At 70.2% G+C, this 17,809-nt stretch carries 16 protein-coding genes and 3 pseudogenes; 12 read left to right on the top strand and 7 right to left on the bottom strand.

Annotated features, from left to right (window positions below; translation table 11 throughout):
• Window positions 1–894: 894 nt before the first annotated feature.
• The 11 genes and pseudogenes from BGO37_RS03490 to BGO37_RS03440 form a co-directional block, all read left to right on the top strand.
• Complete coding sequence (locus tag BGO37_RS03490; protein WP_291752319.1) at window positions 895–1,458, top strand: phosphatase PAP2 family protein; 564 nt, start codon at window positions 895–897, stop codon at window positions 1,456–1,458.
• Window positions 1,455–2,129 (top strand): DedA family protein, encoded by a 675-nt coding sequence (locus tag BGO37_RS03485; RefSeq protein ID WP_291752317.1) that lies wholly within the window; start codon window positions 1,455–1,457, stop codon window positions 2,127–2,129. Before BGO37_RS03490 ends, BGO37_RS03485 begins: the two co-directional genes overlap by 4 nt.
• 3 nt (window positions 2,130–2,132) lie before the next feature.
• Complete coding sequence (locus tag BGO37_RS03480; protein ID WP_291752315.1) at window positions 2,133–2,798, top strand: response regulator transcription factor; 666 nt, start codon at window positions 2,133–2,135, stop codon at window positions 2,796–2,798.
• A 98-nt stretch (window positions 2,799–2,896) separates the two neighbouring features.
• Entirely contained in the window at window positions 2,897–3,808 is a 912-nt protein-coding gene (locus BGO37_RS03475; protein WP_291752313.1) for a HAMP domain-containing sensor histidine kinase, read from the top strand.
• A gap of 191 nt (window positions 3,809–3,999) precedes the next feature.
• Window positions 4,000–4,080: pseudogene (locus BGO37_RS03470) on the top strand (ABC transporter ATP-binding protein); the annotation flags it as partial.
• Between the two features lie 184 nt (window positions 4,081–4,264).
• Complete coding sequence (locus BGO37_RS03465) at window positions 4,265–4,432, top strand: hypothetical protein (protein WP_291752322.1); 168 nt, start codon at window positions 4,265–4,267, stop codon at window positions 4,430–4,432.
• Window positions 4,404–4,697, top strand: a complete 294-nt coding sequence (locus BGO37_RS03460) for a transposase (RefSeq protein ID WP_291752311.1) — start codon at window positions 4,404–4,406, stop codon at window positions 4,695–4,697. Before BGO37_RS03465 ends, BGO37_RS03460 begins: the two co-directional genes overlap by 29 nt.
• Complete coding sequence (locus tag BGO37_RS03455; protein WP_291752308.1) at window positions 4,694–5,584, top strand: IS3 family transposase; 891 nt, start codon at window positions 4,694–4,696, stop codon at window positions 5,582–5,584. The genes BGO37_RS03460 and BGO37_RS03455 overlap by 4 nt, the downstream gene beginning before the upstream one ends.
• Window positions 5,532–6,731, top strand: a complete 1,200-nt coding sequence (locus tag BGO37_RS03450) for an IS30 family transposase (protein ID WP_291752305.1) — start codon at window positions 5,532–5,534, stop codon at window positions 6,729–6,731. Before BGO37_RS03455 ends, BGO37_RS03450 begins: the two co-directional genes overlap by 53 nt.
• Before the next feature lie 347 nt (window positions 6,732–7,078).
• Window positions 7,079–8,149 carry an IS110 family transposase gene (locus BGO37_RS03445; protein ID WP_291752303.1) on the top strand — a complete coding sequence of 357 codons (1,071 nt, stop codon included), beginning with the start codon at window positions 7,079–7,081 and terminating at the stop codon, window positions 8,147–8,149.
• Window positions 8,150–8,165: 16 nt separating this feature from the next.
• Window positions 8,166–8,369 (top strand): annotated as a pseudogene (locus tag BGO37_RS03440) (integrase core domain-containing protein); the annotation flags it as partial.
• Window positions 8,370–8,484: 115 nt separating this feature from the next.
• On the opposite strand, the gene BGO37_RS03435 reads toward BGO37_RS03440, so the two are convergent.
• From BGO37_RS03435 to BGO37_RS03405, 7 genes and pseudogenes are all read right to left on the bottom strand, one after another.
• Window positions 8,485–11,046, bottom strand: coding sequence for a S8 family peptidase (locus tag BGO37_RS03435; protein WP_291752301.1), 2,562 nt, complete (start codon window positions 11,044–11,046; stop codon window positions 8,485–8,487).
• Window positions 11,039–12,007 (bottom strand): AAA family ATPase, encoded by a 969-nt coding sequence (locus BGO37_RS03430; RefSeq protein WP_291752300.1) that lies wholly within the window; start codon window positions 12,005–12,007, stop codon window positions 11,039–11,041. Before BGO37_RS03430 ends, BGO37_RS03435 begins: the two co-directional genes overlap by 8 nt.
• Window positions 12,008–12,179: 172 nt before the next feature.
• Window positions 12,180–13,154 carry a tyrosine-type recombinase/integrase gene (locus tag BGO37_RS03425; protein WP_291752299.1) on the bottom strand — a complete coding sequence of 325 codons (975 nt, stop codon included), beginning with the start codon at window positions 13,152–13,154 and terminating at the stop codon, window positions 12,180–12,182.
• Between the two features lie 164 nt (window positions 13,155–13,318).
• Window positions 13,319–14,590 (bottom strand): DUF6880 family protein, encoded by a 1,272-nt coding sequence (locus BGO37_RS03420; RefSeq protein ID WP_291752298.1) that lies wholly within the window; start codon window positions 14,588–14,590, stop codon window positions 13,319–13,321.
• Window positions 14,587–15,501, bottom strand: a complete 915-nt coding sequence (locus tag BGO37_RS03415; RefSeq protein WP_291752321.1) for a nucleotidyl transferase AbiEii/AbiGii toxin family protein — start codon at window positions 15,499–15,501, stop codon at window positions 14,587–14,589. The genes BGO37_RS03420 and BGO37_RS03415 overlap by 4 nt, the downstream gene beginning before the upstream one ends.
• A gap of 25 nt (window positions 15,502–15,526) precedes the next feature.
• Window positions 15,527–16,093, bottom strand: coding sequence for a type IV toxin-antitoxin system AbiEi family antitoxin domain-containing protein (locus tag BGO37_RS03410; protein WP_291752296.1), 567 nt, complete (start codon window positions 16,091–16,093; stop codon window positions 15,527–15,529).
• 217 nt (window positions 16,094–16,310) lie between these two features.
• Window positions 16,311–16,673: pseudogene (locus BGO37_RS03405) on the bottom strand (helix-turn-helix domain-containing protein); the annotation flags it as partial.
• Between the two features lie 219 nt (window positions 16,674–16,892).
• Between BGO37_RS03405 and BGO37_RS03400 the strand changes: the two are divergent.
• On the top strand, window positions 16,893–17,384 hold the full coding sequence (locus BGO37_RS03400; protein WP_291752294.1) for a hypothetical protein: 492 nt from the start codon (window positions 16,893–16,895) through the stop codon (window positions 17,382–17,384).
• Window positions 17,385–17,809: the final 425 nt, after the last annotated feature.

Genomic DNA, 17,809 nt, shown 5'->3' with positions numbered 1-17,809 from the left:
CACCCGGAGAAACGACCTCTGACCTGCCCAAACGTGGAGCTGAAGGGACTCGAACCCTCGACCCCCTGCAACGCGAAGACGGGCTCACCAGTCTCGTCGCGCATGGAGTCGACTGGCGTCGTCTCGGAACTTCTCCACTCTGGCCTGGGCCACGACCGAGATCTGCTCGCTGTGACGCCTCCACGATATCGACCTAGGCCGGGTTGTCTCGACCTGGCTGGTTCCACCTCGCGCGGAGTTTCTGGCCAGTTCTTGTCCACCTCCTCTCGGAGATGACACCGTCCCTCGGAGCAGGTGGCCAGAGAAGCGGGTCAGGGTCCGAGCGCAGGCACATGACCCTCGCCGAATCGCGGTGTGCGGTCGTGCGGGAGTGCGCCCTCGGGTCAGCGCGGCCGGTGGAGAGGACGCTCACGGGGCCAGCGCCGGGAGCGGCACGACGGCGACGCCGTCGCCGCGGGTGTGGCCACAGCGGTCGGCGGTGTTGACGACGAGAGGCGTAGCTGACGGCGTCCTCGCCGAGTTGCCCGATGAAGTAGCCGAGCCAGTTGCAGCCTGCGTGCGACGTTGCGCAGCGTGCCAGGAGCGGCCGGCCATGACTGAGAAGGCTCACGCCTCTGCTTCGTCCCAGGGCTGGCCTCGTCGTTGTCTTGAAGGTTTCTTGCGGCGGCGCGACCACGATGGTCCGGTCTCACCGCGAGAAGGACTCGGCACGTGCCCAACTCAGCACCCGCAGCGCCCCGCCCAGTCCCGGGCGCTGGTGTAGTCGCATCTACCCCGACCGCCGGCGCTCCCGCGGTCGCGGCAGGCGTGGTCGGCGTCCTCGTCGTGCTCGCATTCGGCTTGGTGGCCACACACACGGACTGGTCTCAACGCGAGTTGCCCGTCGTGATGTGGATGTCCGCGCACCACACCGCCGCCGCGGGCGCCCTGGCCACCAGGCTGGCGGCGGTGCTGTCGCCGGGGACCGGTCTGCTCTGGTTGGCACTTGCCGGATGGCTGGCCGCGCGGCGCCGGGGGGTGCGGTACGGGGTCCTCATCTTCCTCGTCGGCGGTGCAAATCTCGCGGGGGCCGTCGCCATCAAGCTGCTCGTCGGCCGTCCACGACCGGACGTGAGCGCGCTGGCGAACCCTCCAGCGGTGGACCACAGCTACTCCTACCCCAGCGGTCACACCGTCGTCGCCACCGTGGTGGTGCTGTCCCTGATCATCGCGCTGCGACCGCGACAGCGGCGGTGGGGTATCCCGGTGGGCGTCGCCGTGGTTCTGCTAACCGCCGCGTCCCGCGTCTACCTGGGCCTGCACTACCCGACCGATGTGCTGGCTGCCGTGCTGTACGCGCTGAGCGCCGCGCCGGTGCTCGTGGGGCTGCTCGCCGCGCCGCCCGTCAGGGCGGTGCTGACCCGCCTGAATTTGCTGCCACCGCCCACCGTTGTCGACACCGAAGGAGGCCTGCCGTGATCACGGCACTCTCCACCGCGATCCCGCTCTCGGCGGGCCCACTGCTGCACGCCCTGGGGCCGTGGGCGCTGGCGGGGATCGCCGTCATGATCTTCATCGAGTCCGGGGTGCTGTTCCCCTTCCTGCCGGGCGACTCGCTGATCCTCACGGCCGTGCTGCTGCACGTCCAGCTCAACCTGTCGCCCGTGGCGATCGCGGGCGTGGCGTTCGTCGCCGCCGTCGCCGGCGACCAGGCCGGGTACTGGCTGGGGCACCGGTTCGGCCGCCGGTTCTTCCGCGACGATGCCCGCGTGCTGACCACCGCCCGGCTGCGCGAGGCCGAACGCTTCTTCGACCGGTACGGCGCGCTGTCACTGGTACTGGCCCGGTTCGTCCCGATCGTGCGAACCTACGTGCCGCTCGTGGCCGGTACCGCCAGGCTTCGGTACCGGCGCTTCATCGTGTGGAACGTCGCCGGTGCGCTGCTCTGGGTCCTCGGGCTCACCCTGGTCGCGGTGTGGCTCGGCGGCATCCCATTCGTCGCCCGGAACATCGACGTGCTTGCCGTCGTGGTGGTCGTCGTCTCGCTGACCCCGATCGTGGCGGCGGGACTGCGCCGCAGGCACAATACGGCCCGTGAGGGCGACGACGAAGCCGTGCCCGCCGAAGCCGCAACGCAACCACGGGCTTGACCGGTGACGGTCCCAGCGCGCCGGCGAACGCTCCTGCTGCTTGAGGACGACCCGCACCTGGGTCCGCTCGTCGCCGAGCTGCTCGACGACGCGTACGAGGTCACCTTGGTGGTCGACGGTGCGCTGGCTCTCGACGCCGCACGCAGCGGCGCTTTCGATCTGCTGGTATTCGATCGTCGGGTCCCGACGCTGGACGGGCTCGAGGTGGTCCGGCGGCTGCGGACAGAGCATGTGACGACGCCAGTGCTGCTGCTCACGGCGCTGGGCACCACCTCGGACATCGTCGCGGGCCTGGACGCCGGGGCGGACGACTATCTCGTGAAGCCGTTCCAGCTCGAGGAGCTTCTCGCCCGGCTGCGCGCCCTCACCCGCGACCATTCCGCGCCAGAGGAATCTATCGGCGGCTGGGCGTATCGGCCCGGTTCGGGTGAGCTCTACTCCCCCTACACCGGCCGGATCACGCTGACCGTCCGGGAGGACGCCCTGCTGACGCTCCTGGTCGGCGAACCCGATCGGGTGTTCTCACGTCGGCAGATCCTGGCTGCCGTCTTCTCCGCCGGCGAGGCCGAGGGCACCGTCGACGCCTTCGTCCACCACCTGCGACGCAAGACGGATCACGACCTCATCGAGACCGTGCGGGGCCGCGGGTACCGGCTCGGGCAGCCATGAGAGCGACGCACACCGATCAGTTCCGAGCACATCGGGCCTCACGGGAGTCGGCGGCGTCGATCGGCAGGGCCATCGCCGTCACCGCGGCGATCCTCGTGGTGAGCATCCTCGGCATGACAGCGGCATACCTGTGGTGGCAGGGCCGGCCCAGGGAGCGCTACGAGCCACCACAGCCGGGTGACCTGCAGATCTCCATCGACGCAGGCCACGTGCTGCTCGGCGTCGGCATAGTCGGCGCGGTAGGCGTCGTGATCGCGGCCGTCGCTTCCATGCTCATCGCCCGTCGCGCCATGCGTCCCCTGGAGGAGGCCCTCGAACGGCAGACCAGATTCGTCGAAGACGCGAGCCACGAGCTGCGCACGCCTCTGACCGTCCTGCACTCGCGCATCCAGCTGCTACAGCGCCGCGTGCGGGCAGACGAACAGACCGAACTCCTGGTGCGCGATCTCGCCGACGATGCCGACGCGGTCATGGCCGTGCTCAATGACCTGCTCGACGCGGCGGCCGCCTCGGACGACCTACCAGCTGGCGGATCGACGTCCGTAGACCTGCTGCTCGCAGACGTCCTGGCGCTGGTCGAGCACGACGCGGCCCAGCGGGGAGTCTCAATCCGACTTGCGGGAACGAGCCAGCTCGTCGCCAACATGCCTGCCGCCCAGCTACGCCGCTGCGTCATCGACATTCTCCAAGATGCGCTCGCACACTCACCCGCCGGCGGCGTCATCACTCTCAGCACGAGTCGCGCCAGCCAGTTCGCGGTGATCGACATCCACGACGACGGGCCAGCCCCCGAGGGCAAAGAGGCCGAGCACCTCTTCGACCGGTTCCGACGACGAAGCCTCGCCCCACAGCCAGCACCCATCCTCCGAACCCCGCCGCGCCGGAACTCCCACGGTCTAGGCCTCTTCCTCGTCCGTCAGGTTGCCGAGCGCCACGGCGGGTCAGTGACCGTGGCAGCCACAGACGGTCCCGGCACCACAATCCGACTGCTCGTGCCGTCGACCCCCTGATCGTCCCGGCCGAGGGCACGGCAGGTTCCGACGCCCGAACGCGGCCCTTCATATCGCCAGGCCGCCAGCGCTCTGCCTTGTGGGTGATGTGCCCAGCCATTTCGGAGACGACGACACCGGGCTCGATCAGCGTGACCCGGATGTCGGGGAAGAGTTCGTGGCTCAGGGACTCGGACCAGCCGTTGCCGCCCCAGCGGGTCGCCATCGCCCGGGCCTCGGTGGGAGACCGGCGGCTCTCGCCGGCGGACGAGCCGTCGGGAGCGCTCGGCTCCCCCAACGGCGATGTGATGGGCCTCTTCGTCACGGCCCGCCGCCGCGGACTGGCGGTGGTGGTGGCCATTTGTCTGGGCGTCGTGAACCTCTGCAGCGGCGGGCGCAATAGACAGGGTGTGGGCAACGATGGACGGCGACCACGGCGGTGGACTGTCGTGACTGATCGTGCTGATGGCGAGGGCGATGGACGACGACGAGTTGATCGCGGCGGTGGCGCGCGGCGACGAGTCCGCCCTGCGGGAGCTCTTCGCCCGACATGACCTGTCCTGGGTTTTCCGGACACCTAGCATCGGGCCGTTGAGGCTCGAGGGATGGAGTCTGGATGCCGCAGCACAACGCGTATCCGCGTGAGTTCCGGGAGCGGACGGTGGCGCTGTATCGCTCGGGCGGGCGCTCGCTGGAGCGGCTGGCCAAGGAGGTCGGGATTTCCTCGACGACGTTGGGCAACTGGGTGCGCCAGGCCGAGGTCGACGCCGGGCAGCGGCCGGGGCTGACCAGCGATGATCGTGAGGAGCTGACCCGGCTGCGTCGGGAGAACCGTCGCCTGGAGATGGAAGTGGAGATCCTCAAGCGGGCCGCGGCGTTCTTCGCCAAGGAGAACGTGCTCCCAAAATGAGCTTCCGGCTGGTCCAGGAGCTGGCCGGCGACGGGGTGCCCGTCACGGTGGCCTGCCGGGTGCTTGCGGTCTCCACGTCGGGGTTCTACGAGTGGCGGGACCGGCCCGCCTCGGTGCGCGCACGCTCGGATGCGGAGCTGACGGCCACGATCCGCGACCTGCACGCCGCTTCGCGGGGCACCTACGGGGTGCGTCGCGTGCACGCCGAGCTGGCGCTGGGCCGCCAGATGAGCGTCGGGCACTGCCGCGTGGAGCGATTGATGCGGGCAGCCGGCCTGGCTGGCGTGCATCACCGCAGGTGGCGGCATGGTCCGGGCGGCCGGCTGCCCGCAGTGTTCGAGGACAAGGTCGCCCGCCGGTTCACCGCGGACGTCCCGGACAAGCTGTGGGTCACCGACATCACCCAGCACCGCACGGGCGAAGGATGGGTGTACTGCGCCGCCGTCCTGGACGTCTTCAGCCGCCGCGTGGTCGGCTGGTCGATCGCCGACCACCTGCGCTCCGAGCTCGTCGTCGACGCCCTGCAGATGGCGATCTGGCGCCGCCAACCCGCACCCGGAGCGATCGTTCACGCCGACCGTGGCAGCCAGGGCGGATTCAACCGGTCGTCGCAACACCTCGTGATCATGGAGGTGTTCGATGGTTCGTCGGCAGCAGGCAGCGGACCGGGCGGTGCGTCCGAAGCTGAGGTCGCCCGGGCATCCGAAGTTCCAGCGCGTGATCGAGTCGGCGTTCTGGGACCAGATCGCCGGTGGGCTGTTGCCGGAGGAGGCCGCCAAGGCTGTCGGTGTGTCGCAGCCCGTCGGCTGTCGGTGGTTCCGCGACGGTGGCGGGATGCGTCCGTTCGATCCGAAGCCGCCCACGGGCCGGTATCTGTCGTTTCGTGAGCGGGAGGAGATCGCGCTGCTGAAGGTCCAGGGCAAGGGCGTGCGACAGATCGCTCGAACCGTCGGCCGTGACCCCGGGACGGTCTCTCGCGAGCTGCGACGCAACGCCGCCACTCGAGGCGGGAAGCTGGAGTATCGGGCGTCGGTGGCGCAGTGGAAGGCCGACCTGGCTGCCCGCCGGCCGAAGACGGCCAAGCTGGTGGTCAACCCCCAGTTGCGTGCGTACGTGCAGCAGCGGCTGTCCGGGCAGATCGGCCGACCCGACGGCACACTGATCGCCGGCCCGGCGACGGGCAGGTGGACCGGTCGGAACAAGCCGCACCGCAAGGATCGTGCCTGGGTGCAGGCGTGGAGCCCGGAGCAGATCGCCAACCGGATCAAGGTCGACTTCCCCGACGATGAATCCATGCGCATCAGCCACGAGGCGATCTACCAGGCGCTCTACATTCAGGCCCGCGGCGCACTCAAGCGCGAGCTCATCTTGTGCTTGCGAACCGGCCGGGCGCTGCGCGCACCCCGAGCTCGTTCGCGTCGCAAGACCTGGGCGCACGTTACGCCCGAAGCCCTCCTCAGTGAGCGGCCCGCCGAAGCCGCCGACCGCGCCGTTCCCGGCCACTGGGAAGGCGACTTGATCATCGGGCTGGAGCGCTCGGCGATCGGCACCGTCGTGGAGCGGACGACCCGGTTCACGATGTTGGTCCATCTGCCCCGCGAGGCCGGATACGGCGTGATCCCACGCACGAAGAACGGCCCCCCGCTGGCCGGCTACGGAGCGATCGCGATGAAGAACGCCCTCGCGGACACCATGTCCAGGCTGCCAGCACAGCTGGCGCGGTCGCTGACCTGGGACCGCGGCAAGGAACTGTCGGCGCACGCCCAGTTCAAGGTCGAGACCGGCATCCCCGTCTTCTTCGCCGACCCGCACAGTCCCTGGCAGCGGGGCACGAACGAGAACACCAACGGCCTCCTGCGCCAGTACTTCCCCAAGGGCACCGACCTCTCGCGCTGGTCCGCCGAGGAGATCCATGCCGTCGCCCACGCCCTGAACACCCGACCCCGCAAGACGCTCGGCTGGAAGACGCCGGCCGAGGCGCTCAACGAGCACCTACTGTTGCTCCAACAAGCCGGTGTTGCATCGACCAGTTGAATCCGGTCAGTACACCTCCTGGCTGTTCGGCGTCCGGCTGCGCCAGGCCGGCCTGCTCGGCTCGATGGGCAAGGTCGCCTCGGCCTACGACTGTCAGTCTCTTTCTGCCGGATCCCGCAAGGATCGGGTAGTCCTGGCCGCGACGGTCTGACCCTTGCTTACGACCGACCCTGCGGGTGTCCTGGCGTTGATCTGTCGACCGCCGGCCGGGCATGCAGCAAGCGCTGCCGCCGGGCGGGCGTGACCTGATAGGAGCCTGGAGCCGACCTCGTCAAAGCGTCCCCGTGACAGTCCTGTCCGTTCGACCGGCGACAGCGTGAACCCACGCTAACGACGGAAGGAACACGGTGGACAGCAACGAGGCGCCAAGGTCCGGGCACGTGGTCATCGGGGTCGACACGCACAAGCACGTGCACGTCGCCGCTGTGATGGACACGATCGGCGGGATCTTGGGCACGCTGACGGTCCCGACCGACACCGGCGGCTTCCAACAGCTGCTGGACTGGGCGAGCTCGTTCGGTCGAGTCCTGGCCTTCGGGATCGAGGGCACCGGTTCCTACGGCGCCACGCTCGCCTCGTTCCTGCGACGCAACGGGCACAAGGTCGTCGAGGCGGGTCGCCCCGACCGGCGGCTGCGGCGCCTCAACGGCAAGTCCGACACGCTGGACGCCCAGAACGCCGCCCGCGCCGTCCTGGCCGGGTTCGCCACCGCGACCCCCAAGAGCGCCGACGGCGAGGCCGAGATGATCCGCGAGCTCAAGATCGCCCATGACCAGGCGGTCGAGCAGCGGTCCGCCGCGATGATCACGATGAAGGCGATGCTCGTGCACGCGCCCGACGCGCTGCGCCGCGAGGCCGCCGGCAAGACCCAGGTCGCCTTGGCCCGGCACCTGGCCGCGCTTCGTCCACGAGGCCTGGACGTCCCCGAGGACGCGCTGCGGCACGCCCTGCGCGCCCTGGCCAAGCGGTGGCAGTACCTGAACACCGAGGCCGGTGAGCTGACCGCGATGATCGCCGTCCTCGTCCAGCGCGCCGCACCGCAGCTGCTCGAGTCGTTCGGGATCGGCGTGGACACCGCCGCCGAGATCCTCGTCGTCGCCGGCGACAACCCCGAACGCATCAAGTCCGAGGCCGCACTGGCCAAGCTCGCCGGGATCGCCCCCGTCCCGACCGGCTCGGGCATGACCAGCGGGCGGCACCGAATCAACCACGGCGGACACCGCCAGCTCAACGCCGCGATCTACCGCACTGTGATCGTGCGCATGCGATTCCACCAGCCCACGATCGACTACGTCGCACGTCGCACCGCCGAGGGCAAGACCAAGCGCGAGATCATCCGATGCCTCAAGCGCTACGTGATCCGCGAGGTCTACCACCTGCTCCGCCCAGCCCCCACGGCCGCGATTCCGGCGAGTTGACATCTATAGGAGCGTCAACGCGCTCATGGAGTCGTTCTGGGGATCCATGCAGCTCGAGCTGCTCGACCGACGCCAGTGGACCACCCGAGCCGAGCTCGCCGCCGCGATGTTCGAGTGGATCGAAGCCTTCTACAACCCCGTCCGCCGCCACTCCGCCCTCGGCTACCGCTCCCCGGTCGAGTACGAACGCCTTCACCTCAGCAGCCCACAAGCCGCATGATGCTCACACCACTCAAGAACCGTCCGGAAAACCCAGGACAGGTCAAGGTGTCCGGAGAAGCGGGTCAAACTCCACCGCCTTGCGCGCCCTGGTGCGGTGACCGACGTGATCCGGGTCAGTCGGCGAGGATTTCGTTGATGACGGGGATCCGCAGCTCGTTGGCGATGGGCGTGTACAGGTCGACGCCCTGTTCATGGGTGGCCAGCGACACCAGCAAGGCGTAGCGCACCGGCAGGTCGAGCCGGTCCTTGCGACCGTTGCGCTTCCACCACCCGCCCACCGGGTACACCGCGATCGAGCCGCACGAGGCCAGCTCCTGGCCCGAGCCTTCCCAGATGTCCTGGTGCAGCGAGCCGAGGTTGCGCTGGTCGGTCCCGACGAGCCACCGTTTGGAGCCGCTGGACCGCGACCTGGCACCGGACTCGTCGTCGGAAGCAGCGAAGCCGACCCTGTTGATGAACTCGGCCGTGGTCTCGGTGGGCGCTTGCAGTTCGAACCGCAGGCCGTGAGACGGGTAGGTGTGGCGCTGGCGCCAGCCGCGGCGGGACGGCGACGGTTCGACGAAGTACGACAGCGTCACCCGCAGCCGCACGTCGCCGGCGCCCACGGCGGCGAGCACGTCGACCGGCCAGGGCAGCGAGTGCAGACGGAAGCGACGCATGGCGTACTGCTCGCCCTCGAACGGGACGAACTCGTCCTGGGTCACCAACGTCACCGCTTGACGGCTCGAGGACAACACCGACGCCTCGGTGGGCACGCCCCAGCCATATCGGCGCAGCATGCGGAACTGCGCCTTCTTGCCCGCCGGACCCTGCTGGTCGATCGCGGCCCGCATCGGCGCCGTCCACTCCGCCGCGTGGGTGAGCAGGCCACGGATCGTCTCGGGCCAGTAGCCGGGGTATCCGCTCATCGCCAGCGCGGCCAAGCGTGCGGCCTGGGCGCTGGCTGCGCTCGTGGCATTCGCGTGCGTCAACGCGAGGTCGTTGTGGTGGCCCGTGGTGCGCAGCGAAAGGACCGGCAGCCCGGTCTCGAACATCGACGCCCCGTCGGTCAGGACGTTGCCGCCCTCCAGGCAAACGTCCGGCTTCAGCGGCCACTTCGAGCCGAAGTTCCGCGAGGTGCGGCTGTGTGGCGACAGCTCGCCGGCCGGTGCGACCGGGCTCCAGCCCCGGTAGTCGGGGTGCGCGGGGATCTGAACGAGGTCCGTGTACGCGCCAACCGTCAACGCGTTCCACGACTGTCCGGGGTCTTCGATCAACGACGTGTCGGACTCCACGAGGTGGTCGGCGACGAAGTGGTCGACATTGCCAGCGGACACGACCACGAGACGAGCGGCCAGCGGGTCGGGCTGCGACAGCAGACGTAGCTGGGCGCCGTCTCGCACCACGTCGGTCCCGACGGCGAGCGCGTCGACGGTCGCCGACCAGAGGGTCGGTTCGCCGAGTCGGTCCGACTCGGTCGACACTGGCATGCAGAAGACCCGCGGCCGCCGGACCGTGACCTCCGGCAGCGTCACCGCCTGGGCCGTCACGGTGCCGTAGTCGCGTGGGGCGGTCAGCGGCTCGTCCGGGCTGGGCAGGATCCGCACGGATTCCAGGCGGTGTGAGAGCACCACCGGCCCGGCTCCCGTCAGGACGCCGTCGAGAGGCCCGAACAGCGCCAGGCCCGCCATCTTGGTGCCGTGCCCATCGACATCGAAGCCCGATTGTCCGATGACGTCGTGCAGGTCGCCGGGGTCTAGTGACGCTTCGAGCAACCGGTGCGTCCTGGCGACGCCGGTGTCCAGGTGGCAGACGGCGGGGGCGTCGCTCGGCGCCGGGACGATGCGCGACGCCAGGTCGTCGACGTACTCGTCCTGCTCGGCCGCCGACAGGTCCTCGATCGTGTCGATGAAGCTGGGCCGGCGCACTTCGGCCAGCGGGATGGAGGTGAAGGGAAGCAGCTCTAGGTCAGCCCATGTGGCGTTGATCCACGCCACGAGCCGGTTGTCCAAGACGATGCTCCGCTCGAGCACGCCCAGCGAGTACGCCTGGGCGAAGCCATGCAGGTGCGTCAGGGCGTTCTCGGTCGGTTCGAGCCACAGCTCCCACCAGCATCGCCCGGAGGTTTGTGGCGCGCCGTCCGACTGCCACAGGTCGTGCAGCACGGTCTTGCGGATCGTGGCGATGTTCGCGACCAGCTCACGGTTGGCGGGGTTGCCGGTGCGGGCCTCGTTGCCGTCAGCGTCGGTCGTCTTGCCTCGTTTGGCGTCGTCGAGATAGTCCTCGAACAGTTGCAGGAACTTCTGGCGGTACGCGTCGGCGACCCACACGACAGCGCGTTCTTGGGCGTCGCCGGTTGCCGGCTGCACCGACATCAGCAGCCACTCAGGCAGCTTGGCGGTCTTCCGGTGCCGGGTCCGTCGCTCCAGCGAATCGACCTTCAGCGGGTAGAGCGCTTGGGCGCCTTCCAGGGTGATGAAGGTGCCCAGCGCCTGCAGCTCGTCGCGCGAGACCAACGCTCTGCGCTCGTCGTCCGGCTCGAGGGCCTCGCGCGCTTCGCTGAGGATCGTCTGGCCGTGTGCGCGGCGTTCGACCGGGCGGATCTTGGGGTTGCCGCCGCCGGTTCTGTGGAAGTCGGCGTTGTCGACGCGGTCGACGATGAGCAGGTGGGGACGGCGGTCAGCCGGTTCAGGCAACGCTGGCCGCCTTGCGCGCATCCAGCGCCACCACGATGTCCTCGACGGTGACCGCCGCCTCGCCGCGCATCAGCGCGGTCTTGGCGGCGGTTTCGGCGGCCTTGACGAGGTCGGCGTGGCTCAGGCCGTCGACGTGCCGTCGTACCGCGCGCCAGTCGATGCCTCGCGCGAGCGATCCCAGTCGTGCCCGGATCACGGCGCCCGCCTGACCGGCGTCCGGCAGCTCGTAGGTCAGCACCAGGTCGAACCGGCGGAACAGGGCACGGTCGAGGATCGTGCGGTGGTTGGTCGCGGCGATGACCAGGCTCTCCGGGCCGGACTGCTCGAGGAAGACCAGGAACGAGTTGAGGATGCGTCGGGCCTCGCCCACGTCGTTGCCCGATCGGTCGGCCCCCAGCGCGTCGAACTCGTCGAACAGGTAGACCCCGCGACGGGTGGCGACCTCGTCGAAGACCAGCCGCAGCTTCGAGGCGGTCTCGCCCATGTACTTGCTCAGCAGGGCGTCCAGACGCACCGTGAACAGCGGCAACGACAACTCGTGGGCGAGGACTGAAGCCGTCATCGTCTTGCCGGTTCCTGGAGGCCCTTCCAGCAGCAGTCGGTGGGCCGGCGTGAATCCATGGTCGAGCAGTGTGCGGCGCTGGCGCTGCTCGGACAGGACCTGCTTGATCTGGGCGGCCATCGTCACCGGGACCACCAGGTCTCGTAGGCCGACGTCCGGGTTGGAGGCGGTCAGCAGCTCGCCGAGATCGCCGCGCGGCTGGGCCAGGCGCGTCACGTTCGACGGGGGCGCCGAGCGTCGTGACGCCTCGACCGCCTTCTTGATGTCCTCAGCCAGCCGGTTGTGACCCAGTCGCGCCTCGCGGGCCGCTACCTGCAGCGCCACCGAGTAGAACGCGGAGTCGTCGCCAGCCGCGTGGGTACGCACGAGCGCCGTGATGTGCTCGCCCGACCCGGCCATCGCGTCCCTCCTTGTTCTCAGCGTTGTCGTCATCGTAGAAGGCGCCTCCCCCACGGACAGCCGATTCCAGGCCGCGGCCGGCTGCAGATCGCTGGCCCTCCCGACGACCCCGGCCGCGCCGTCCGCGCCGTGACTGCAGCTCGCCCTCTCCGCTTCTTGTCCAGCGCATGTGTCAGAGGCCGAGGTCGCGGCTCGTGGTGATGGCCAGTGCTTGTGCGGGTCGGATGTAGTGCTCGATGAGGACCCTAAGCTGGCGGTGGCGGGTCTGGGCGGCGATGCGGTCCAGGGGCACGCCGGCGGCCGCGGCGGTAGTGGCGTGCCCGGAGCGCAGGGAGTGGCCGGTGACGTGCGGGGCGACGATGCCGGCGGCTCGGTCGCGTCGGGTGACGATCTTGGAGACCGTCGTGCCGCAGATCGGCTCGCGGGTGGCGCGGTGCTGGTGGCGCAACGCGGTGAACAGCGGTCCGGGCGCCGCTCCACGCGAACACAACCAAGCGTCGAGGGCGGCCAGCGGGCAGGTGGCGGACTGCCGGCCGGCGGCGACGGCGACGACCTCGCCGCGGGCTTCCTGGTCGGTCTTGGACCGGCGCACGTGCAGCAGCAGCCCGCCGGCCTGCGGCTGCAGGTCGGCCAGGGTCAGGGCGGCCAGTTCGCCGGGGCGCAGCGCGGAGGCGTAGCCGAGCAGGATGAGGGCGCGGTCGCGGGCGCCGGCGGGTGTGGTCGGGTCGATCGCGGCGACGATGGCGGCGATCTCGGCCAGGTCCAGGGCATGGGCCGGGTGCCGGGCGGCGGTGCCGAGGGTGCGGCGCAGCCCGCGTCGCACCTGGCGGACGGTGTCGTGCCGGATCGGGTCGGGCAGGTCCTGGTCGCGGTGGTGGGCGCCGATCGCGGCGCATGCCAGCTCGAGGGTCGAGACGCTGACGCCCTGCTCGGCGCGGTCGGTCAGGTACGCGCAGACCGCGTGCGGCGAGGCCGGCACCGGCGGGATGCCGCGGGTGGTGCACCAGCGGGTCCAGGCACGCCAGGCGCAGGCGTAGACGGCGCGCGTGGTCGGGGCCCGGCCGGCGTCGATCGCGGCGGCGATCCGGGCGGCGTCGAGGTCGGTGAGGCCGGCGGGCAGCTGGTCAGGGGCGGGGTAGATGGCCATGGCCCTGCAGTACCCGGCGCCAGACGGCAGGAAAGTGGCCACTTCTTGTCCACCCGACCCCCATGCGCGATGCACAGCACCGCTGGCTGCCCGTTCCTGCTGGAACGAACTTCCTCGCTACCGCCAGGGGAGATCGCGTCGGGCTGTTCGATGGGTAGGGCTGATCAGGGCAGCTTGGCACGGTCGAGTGCGTCGATGAGGCTCGGGCGCCGCCGGTACCTCTCACGCAGGTCCGAGATCGCGCCGTCGACGACGGCGCGAGCCGCCGTCCCCTCGGCCGCGATGGCGGACATCCTGATGTTCACCAGCTCACGGACGGCGGGACGGTACCGGCGGGTGTCCGCCACCTGCAGCGATATCGCCACCAGGCGGACCTGCACCTCGATCGCGGCGACGGGGTCGAGCGGCAGGTACGCCCTGGCCAGATCGGCCCACAGCCCGTCGTCGGACAGCGCAAGCCGGTGCGCGGTCCCCCACGCCAGAGCGGGGTTGCGCATCGTGTCGAGCTGGAAGCGCACGAGCTCTGCGGGCCGGGACTCGAGCGTGGTCTGCACGTCGTCGACCATGCCGTTACCGGCGACGGCGACGAGTCGTGCGCCGCTGCCAGCGCTCGGCCACCGTTCCAGGATGGTCCGCGCGGCCGCGGGGAGATCGAGGGGGCGATGCTCGCCGAGCAGCCGCCACCAGCGCTCGGCGGCGCGCTGCGACTGGTGGCCGCGGTCGAACGAGGACGCCCGCTCGGCCCAGGCGATCGCCAGGTCGATCTCGCCGATCTCCTCCAACGCTTCGGCAACGTCCTCGTGCCAGGCGGCCACGCGACCGTCCTTGAGGTGGGTGCGGATGATCGCCTGGACGTCCCGGTCGAGCACGGCGAAGCGCTTGTCGAACCACTGGACGACGAACTCGCGATGGTCGGATCGCGGGAAGCGGTCGTCTGGGTCGGCGGGCGCGATCTGGGCGCGCAGGGCGTCGATCCGGCCGCGCAGTCGCGTCAGTCCCTCGTCCCCGAGGGCCGGCGCGTAGGCGACCGGGTCGAGGACGAAGTAGTCGACCTCGTCGTCGAAGTGGAACTCGTAGACCCAGTCCGCCAGCTTCGCCCGCGGCACCCCGGCCTGCGCCGCTGCGCGGGGGTGCAGGTCGATCAGCCGCTGGCAGGCGTCGCCGATGATCCCCGAGGAGTCGTCGGCGCGAGCGATCACCCGTATCGAGCTCGCGAGTGCTTTGTGCACCACCGTGTAGACCTGCCGTGGTGTCGGCGCCTGGATGCCCTGCGCCACGAGCGCAGCAGGGTCGGCGACCGCGCGCTCGAGGAACTCGACGCCGTGGTGCATGCGATATCCCTGATCGTTCGCGGCGGAGTACCGCCACAGATCGCGGCTCGTCGAGCGGATCAGCGGCAGGACCGCGTCCGCGAGCGGGATGAGCTCGAGTCTCATGGCGCGGCGAGCTCCTTGATCCAGGCGTTGAGCCGGGCGACTGCCTCGTCGAGGGGTAGCGGGAAGGATGCGGATCTCGCGGCGCGCTGGTAGTCGGCGGCCCAGTGCGGGTGGGCGAGGACGGTCGGCGGCCAGTGTCGCGGTCGGCGGCCGAGTCGCACGGCCTCGTCAGCGCGGGCGCGGAACACTGCGTGCGCGGCCGCGGCGATGTCGGCGTTCGTCGGTGTGCCGGTGGCGGCCGCGAGGTCGCGCAGCAGGAGCAGGTCGACGACATCACGCGCGCGGTCGTTGACCGAGTCCGGCGGATCGTGCGGGTCGCTGACGGCGTGCAGCTTCTGGGCGATCTGGTGACGCAGGGCGATGCCGACCAGGACGTCCGGATCGGGCAGGCCGAACCCACCCAGCGGTGGCGGCTCGATGGCCTCGGACTCCTCACCGATGCCGGCCTCGTCCGGGGAGAGCTCGAACTGGATGCGCCGCCAGGTGACCCCTCGCAGCTCCAGGTAGACGTCGAAGCGACGAGGCTTAAGCACGCGAGTCGGCACCTCGATGGTCTCGACCGGCCCGCGCCGCAGCGTGAACGGACCCCACACCTCGGCCAACACCCGGTCGAGCACGGTCAGGAACTGTTGGACATCTCCGCGGACGAGGCCGTCGACGTCGCTGGTCGTCCTCGCGGGCACGTCGAGCCGATGCTGCAGCAACGTGCCGCCCTTCAGCAGGAACAGCTGCCGCCCGCCTTCGTCGACCGCTCGCTGCACGGCAGCGACCGCGACCGACGAGGCGATCAGCCAGCCGAGCCGGCCGGCGTCGGCGTCGGTTCCGAGCCTGCTTGCGGCCTGGGCGATCCAGGCGTCGAGCACGCTCTTGGAGTTCGGGGCCTTGTCCTTCACCCTCAGCGTGCGCAGCATCGCGGCCACTCGGGAAGCGGACGGCTCACTCATCGCGCGCCGCCAGCCGCGCCGCCAGATCCTCGCGCTCAACGCTGGTGATGCGCCCCTGGTCGCGCCCGCGCTGCAGCGCCTGCCGCAGCAGGTAGGTCGGGGTGCCGTACTCGATGCACTGGGCGATGGCCGTCGCTGCGGTCACGGTCGGCACCTGCTCCCACCAGCCGATCTGCCCGGCGTCCAGGTCCTGGTAGTGGACCTCGTAGCGTTCGCCCCCGACGCGTCGCAGGCGACGGCGCTTGGCGACGGTCACGTGGATCCTGTCCGCGATGATGTCGCTGATCGCATAGACGTCGAGCGCCGTCTCGTGGCTCAGGGCCGCCTCCGGTGCCCGGGTCCACAGCACGGCGAGCATGTACCGAGCCGTGTCGGTGTACGGGTACTTGGGGAAGCGGTAGACACCGAAGGCGGCACGCTCCAGGGTGCCCCGCTGGACGAGCTTGTCGACGGTCTCGCGGTCGATCCCCTCGGCCAGCGCCTGCCGCGCCGTGACGTAGCCGTGCTGCAGCGTGGCGATCTCCCACAGCTCGTCCCGCGCCATCACCCTGGTAGCCACGTCAAAAGACTACTGGAATCGTCCATATTTTGACAGCAACACTCGGGGGCGGACGCCCCACGCGGAGACCTGTCACAGGCCGAGGTCTCCTGATGGTGATGCCAGGCCTGCGCGGGCCGCAGGTGGTGCTCGATGAGGGCTCGTAGCTGGCGGTGGCGGGTCTGGGCTGCGATGCGGTCCAGGGGTCCGCCGGCGGCCGCGGCGGTGGTCGCGTTCCGCACTGGGCGACCTCGCCCGGCGAGTACTCGACCCGGTCGGTCGGGTCCGGCGGGGTGAACAGCGGCCGAAGCTCCCGCACCCGGTCCTTCAGGATCGTCAACGACCGGGTCCACCCGATCCGCTCGGCGATCACCGTCGCCGGCATCCGCGGGAACTCCGCCAGCAACGCCCGGATCGCCGGCTCGACCTCGTCAACGGCCGAACCCCTCGGGCCTCGTTCGCGCGAGGGCGGCGCCTCGGCCCGCAACGCCGCCCGGACCGTGTTGCGCGCCAGCCCCAGCCGGCGCGCGATCTCCTTGATCGGCAACCCCTCGGCCCGATGCAGCCGACGGATCTCAGCCCAATCTTCCAGTGCGATCACCCCTCCAGAGTCCCGGAGGGGGTCAGTCCCAATCCGTCGTCACAGGGTCAGTCTCAGCACGTCGTCGACAAGGTCGAGCATGCCCGCGGGCTGCCGGTCACCTGCCTCGCCGTCGAGCCAGCGATGCACCCCCATCCGGACCTCGGGTGGAGCACCCTGCGGGGGACTTACCGGCACGCTCCATACCCTGACCAGGGTCGCGCAGCCATACTCAGCCGCATGGCCGACTTGTTTGACTACGTCCCGCACCCGCACGTCGAGCAGCGCAGGAAGGGCGGACCTCCCACGGTCGCGGCGTCGGCGGCCAAGGTCCACGGCCCCGGCCCGCTCGGGCGGTTCAACGCGAAGGTCGGGCTGCGGATCACGATCATCGTCGGCACCATGTGGACGGCGTACCTCTTCACGGTGCTCGCCCTGGTCAGCGCACCGGCAGCCTTCAAGACCGGCGACAGCATCATCATCGTCGCGTGGGTCGCGCAGACGTTCCTCCAGCTGGTCCTGCTGCCGATCATCATCGTCGGCCAGAACGTGCAAGCCGTGGCGGCGGACGAGCGGTCGCTCGCCACCTACAACGACGCGTCGGCCGTGCTCGAGGAGGCCAAGCAGATCCAGGCCCACCTCAAGGCCCAGGACGAGGCGATCCAGCAGATCCTGGCGACCCTCACCGCCGCCAAGGCCACCCGCATCGACGGGACGCCGGAACCGGCGTAGCGGAGCGACGCCATCACCAACGGGCTCAGGGCCCGCGAGCACGCTGCGTCCAAGGCCGAGGCTGATGAGGACCGCGGCCGCCGGTGCGCCCCAGCAGCCTGCGCCGCCGACAGACCCGGGCGTGGCCGGCAGCGGGGCCGTGGACGGCGCGGCGCGCCCGGAAGACTGATGCAAAGCGGCCGGGGCTCGGCGCGGGTCATCCGGGTCGCCGTGCCGACGTGACGACCCGGCGCATCTGCCGCGGGCCCCTTCGTCGCGAACTGCCGGAGAAAGTCGACGACGATGCGTTGGATGCCGGACTCGCCGACGAGGTCGGGCGCCACCCTCGAACTGGCTTGTTCTCTGTGGAACGGGTGACGTCTCTCACGTTCTTCCCATCGGGCCATCCCTAAGGTCGCGTCCATGACTGAGGCTGCGATCGCCAC

It is taken from the genome of Cellulomonas sp. 73-92, from assembly GCF_001898175.1.
Taxonomy (GTDB): Bacteria; Actinomycetota; Actinomycetes; order Actinomycetales; family Cellulomonadaceae; genus Cellulomonas.
The sequence above is the reverse complement of the archived record's forward strand: the minus strand, read 5'-3'. Positions and strand labels throughout refer to the sequence as shown.

Coding starts and splice junctions, on each gene's coding strand:
- BGO37_RS03450 (WP_291752305.1), top strand. CDS start 5,532: ATGCGTCCGTTCGATCCGAAGCCGCCCACGGGCCGGTATCTGTCGTTT.
- BGO37_RS03400 (WP_291752294.1), top strand. CDS start 16,893: ATGGCCGACTTGTTTGACTACGTCCCGCACCCGCACGTCGAGCAGCGC.
- BGO37_RS03420 (WP_291752298.1), bottom strand. CDS start 14,590: ATGAGACTCGAGCTCATCCCGCTCGCGGACGCGGTCCTGCCGCTGATC.
- BGO37_RS03460 (WP_291752311.1), top strand. CDS start 4,404: ATGCCGCAGCACAACGCGTATCCGCGTGAGTTCCGGGAGCGGACGGTG.
- BGO37_RS03465 (WP_291752322.1), top strand. CDS start 4,265: ATGGACGACGACGAGTTGATCGCGGCGGTGGCGCGCGGCGACGAGTCC.
- BGO37_RS03455 (WP_291752308.1), top strand. CDS start 4,694: ATGAGCTTCCGGCTGGTCCAGGAGCTGGCCGGCGACGGGGTGCCCGTC.
- BGO37_RS03415 (WP_291752321.1), bottom strand. CDS start 15,501: ATGCTGCGCACGCTGAGGGTGAAGGACAAGGCCCCGAACTCCAAGAGC.
- BGO37_RS03490 (WP_291752319.1), top strand. CDS start 895: ATGTCCGCGCACCACACCGCCGCCGCGGGCGCCCTGGCCACCAGGCTG.
- BGO37_RS03430 (WP_291752300.1), bottom strand. CDS start 12,007: ATGGCCGGGTCGGGCGAGCACATCACGGCGCTCGTGCGTACCCACGCG.
- BGO37_RS03425 (WP_291752299.1), bottom strand. CDS start 13,154: ATGGCCATCTACCCCGCCCCTGACCAGCTGCCCGCCGGCCTCACCGAC.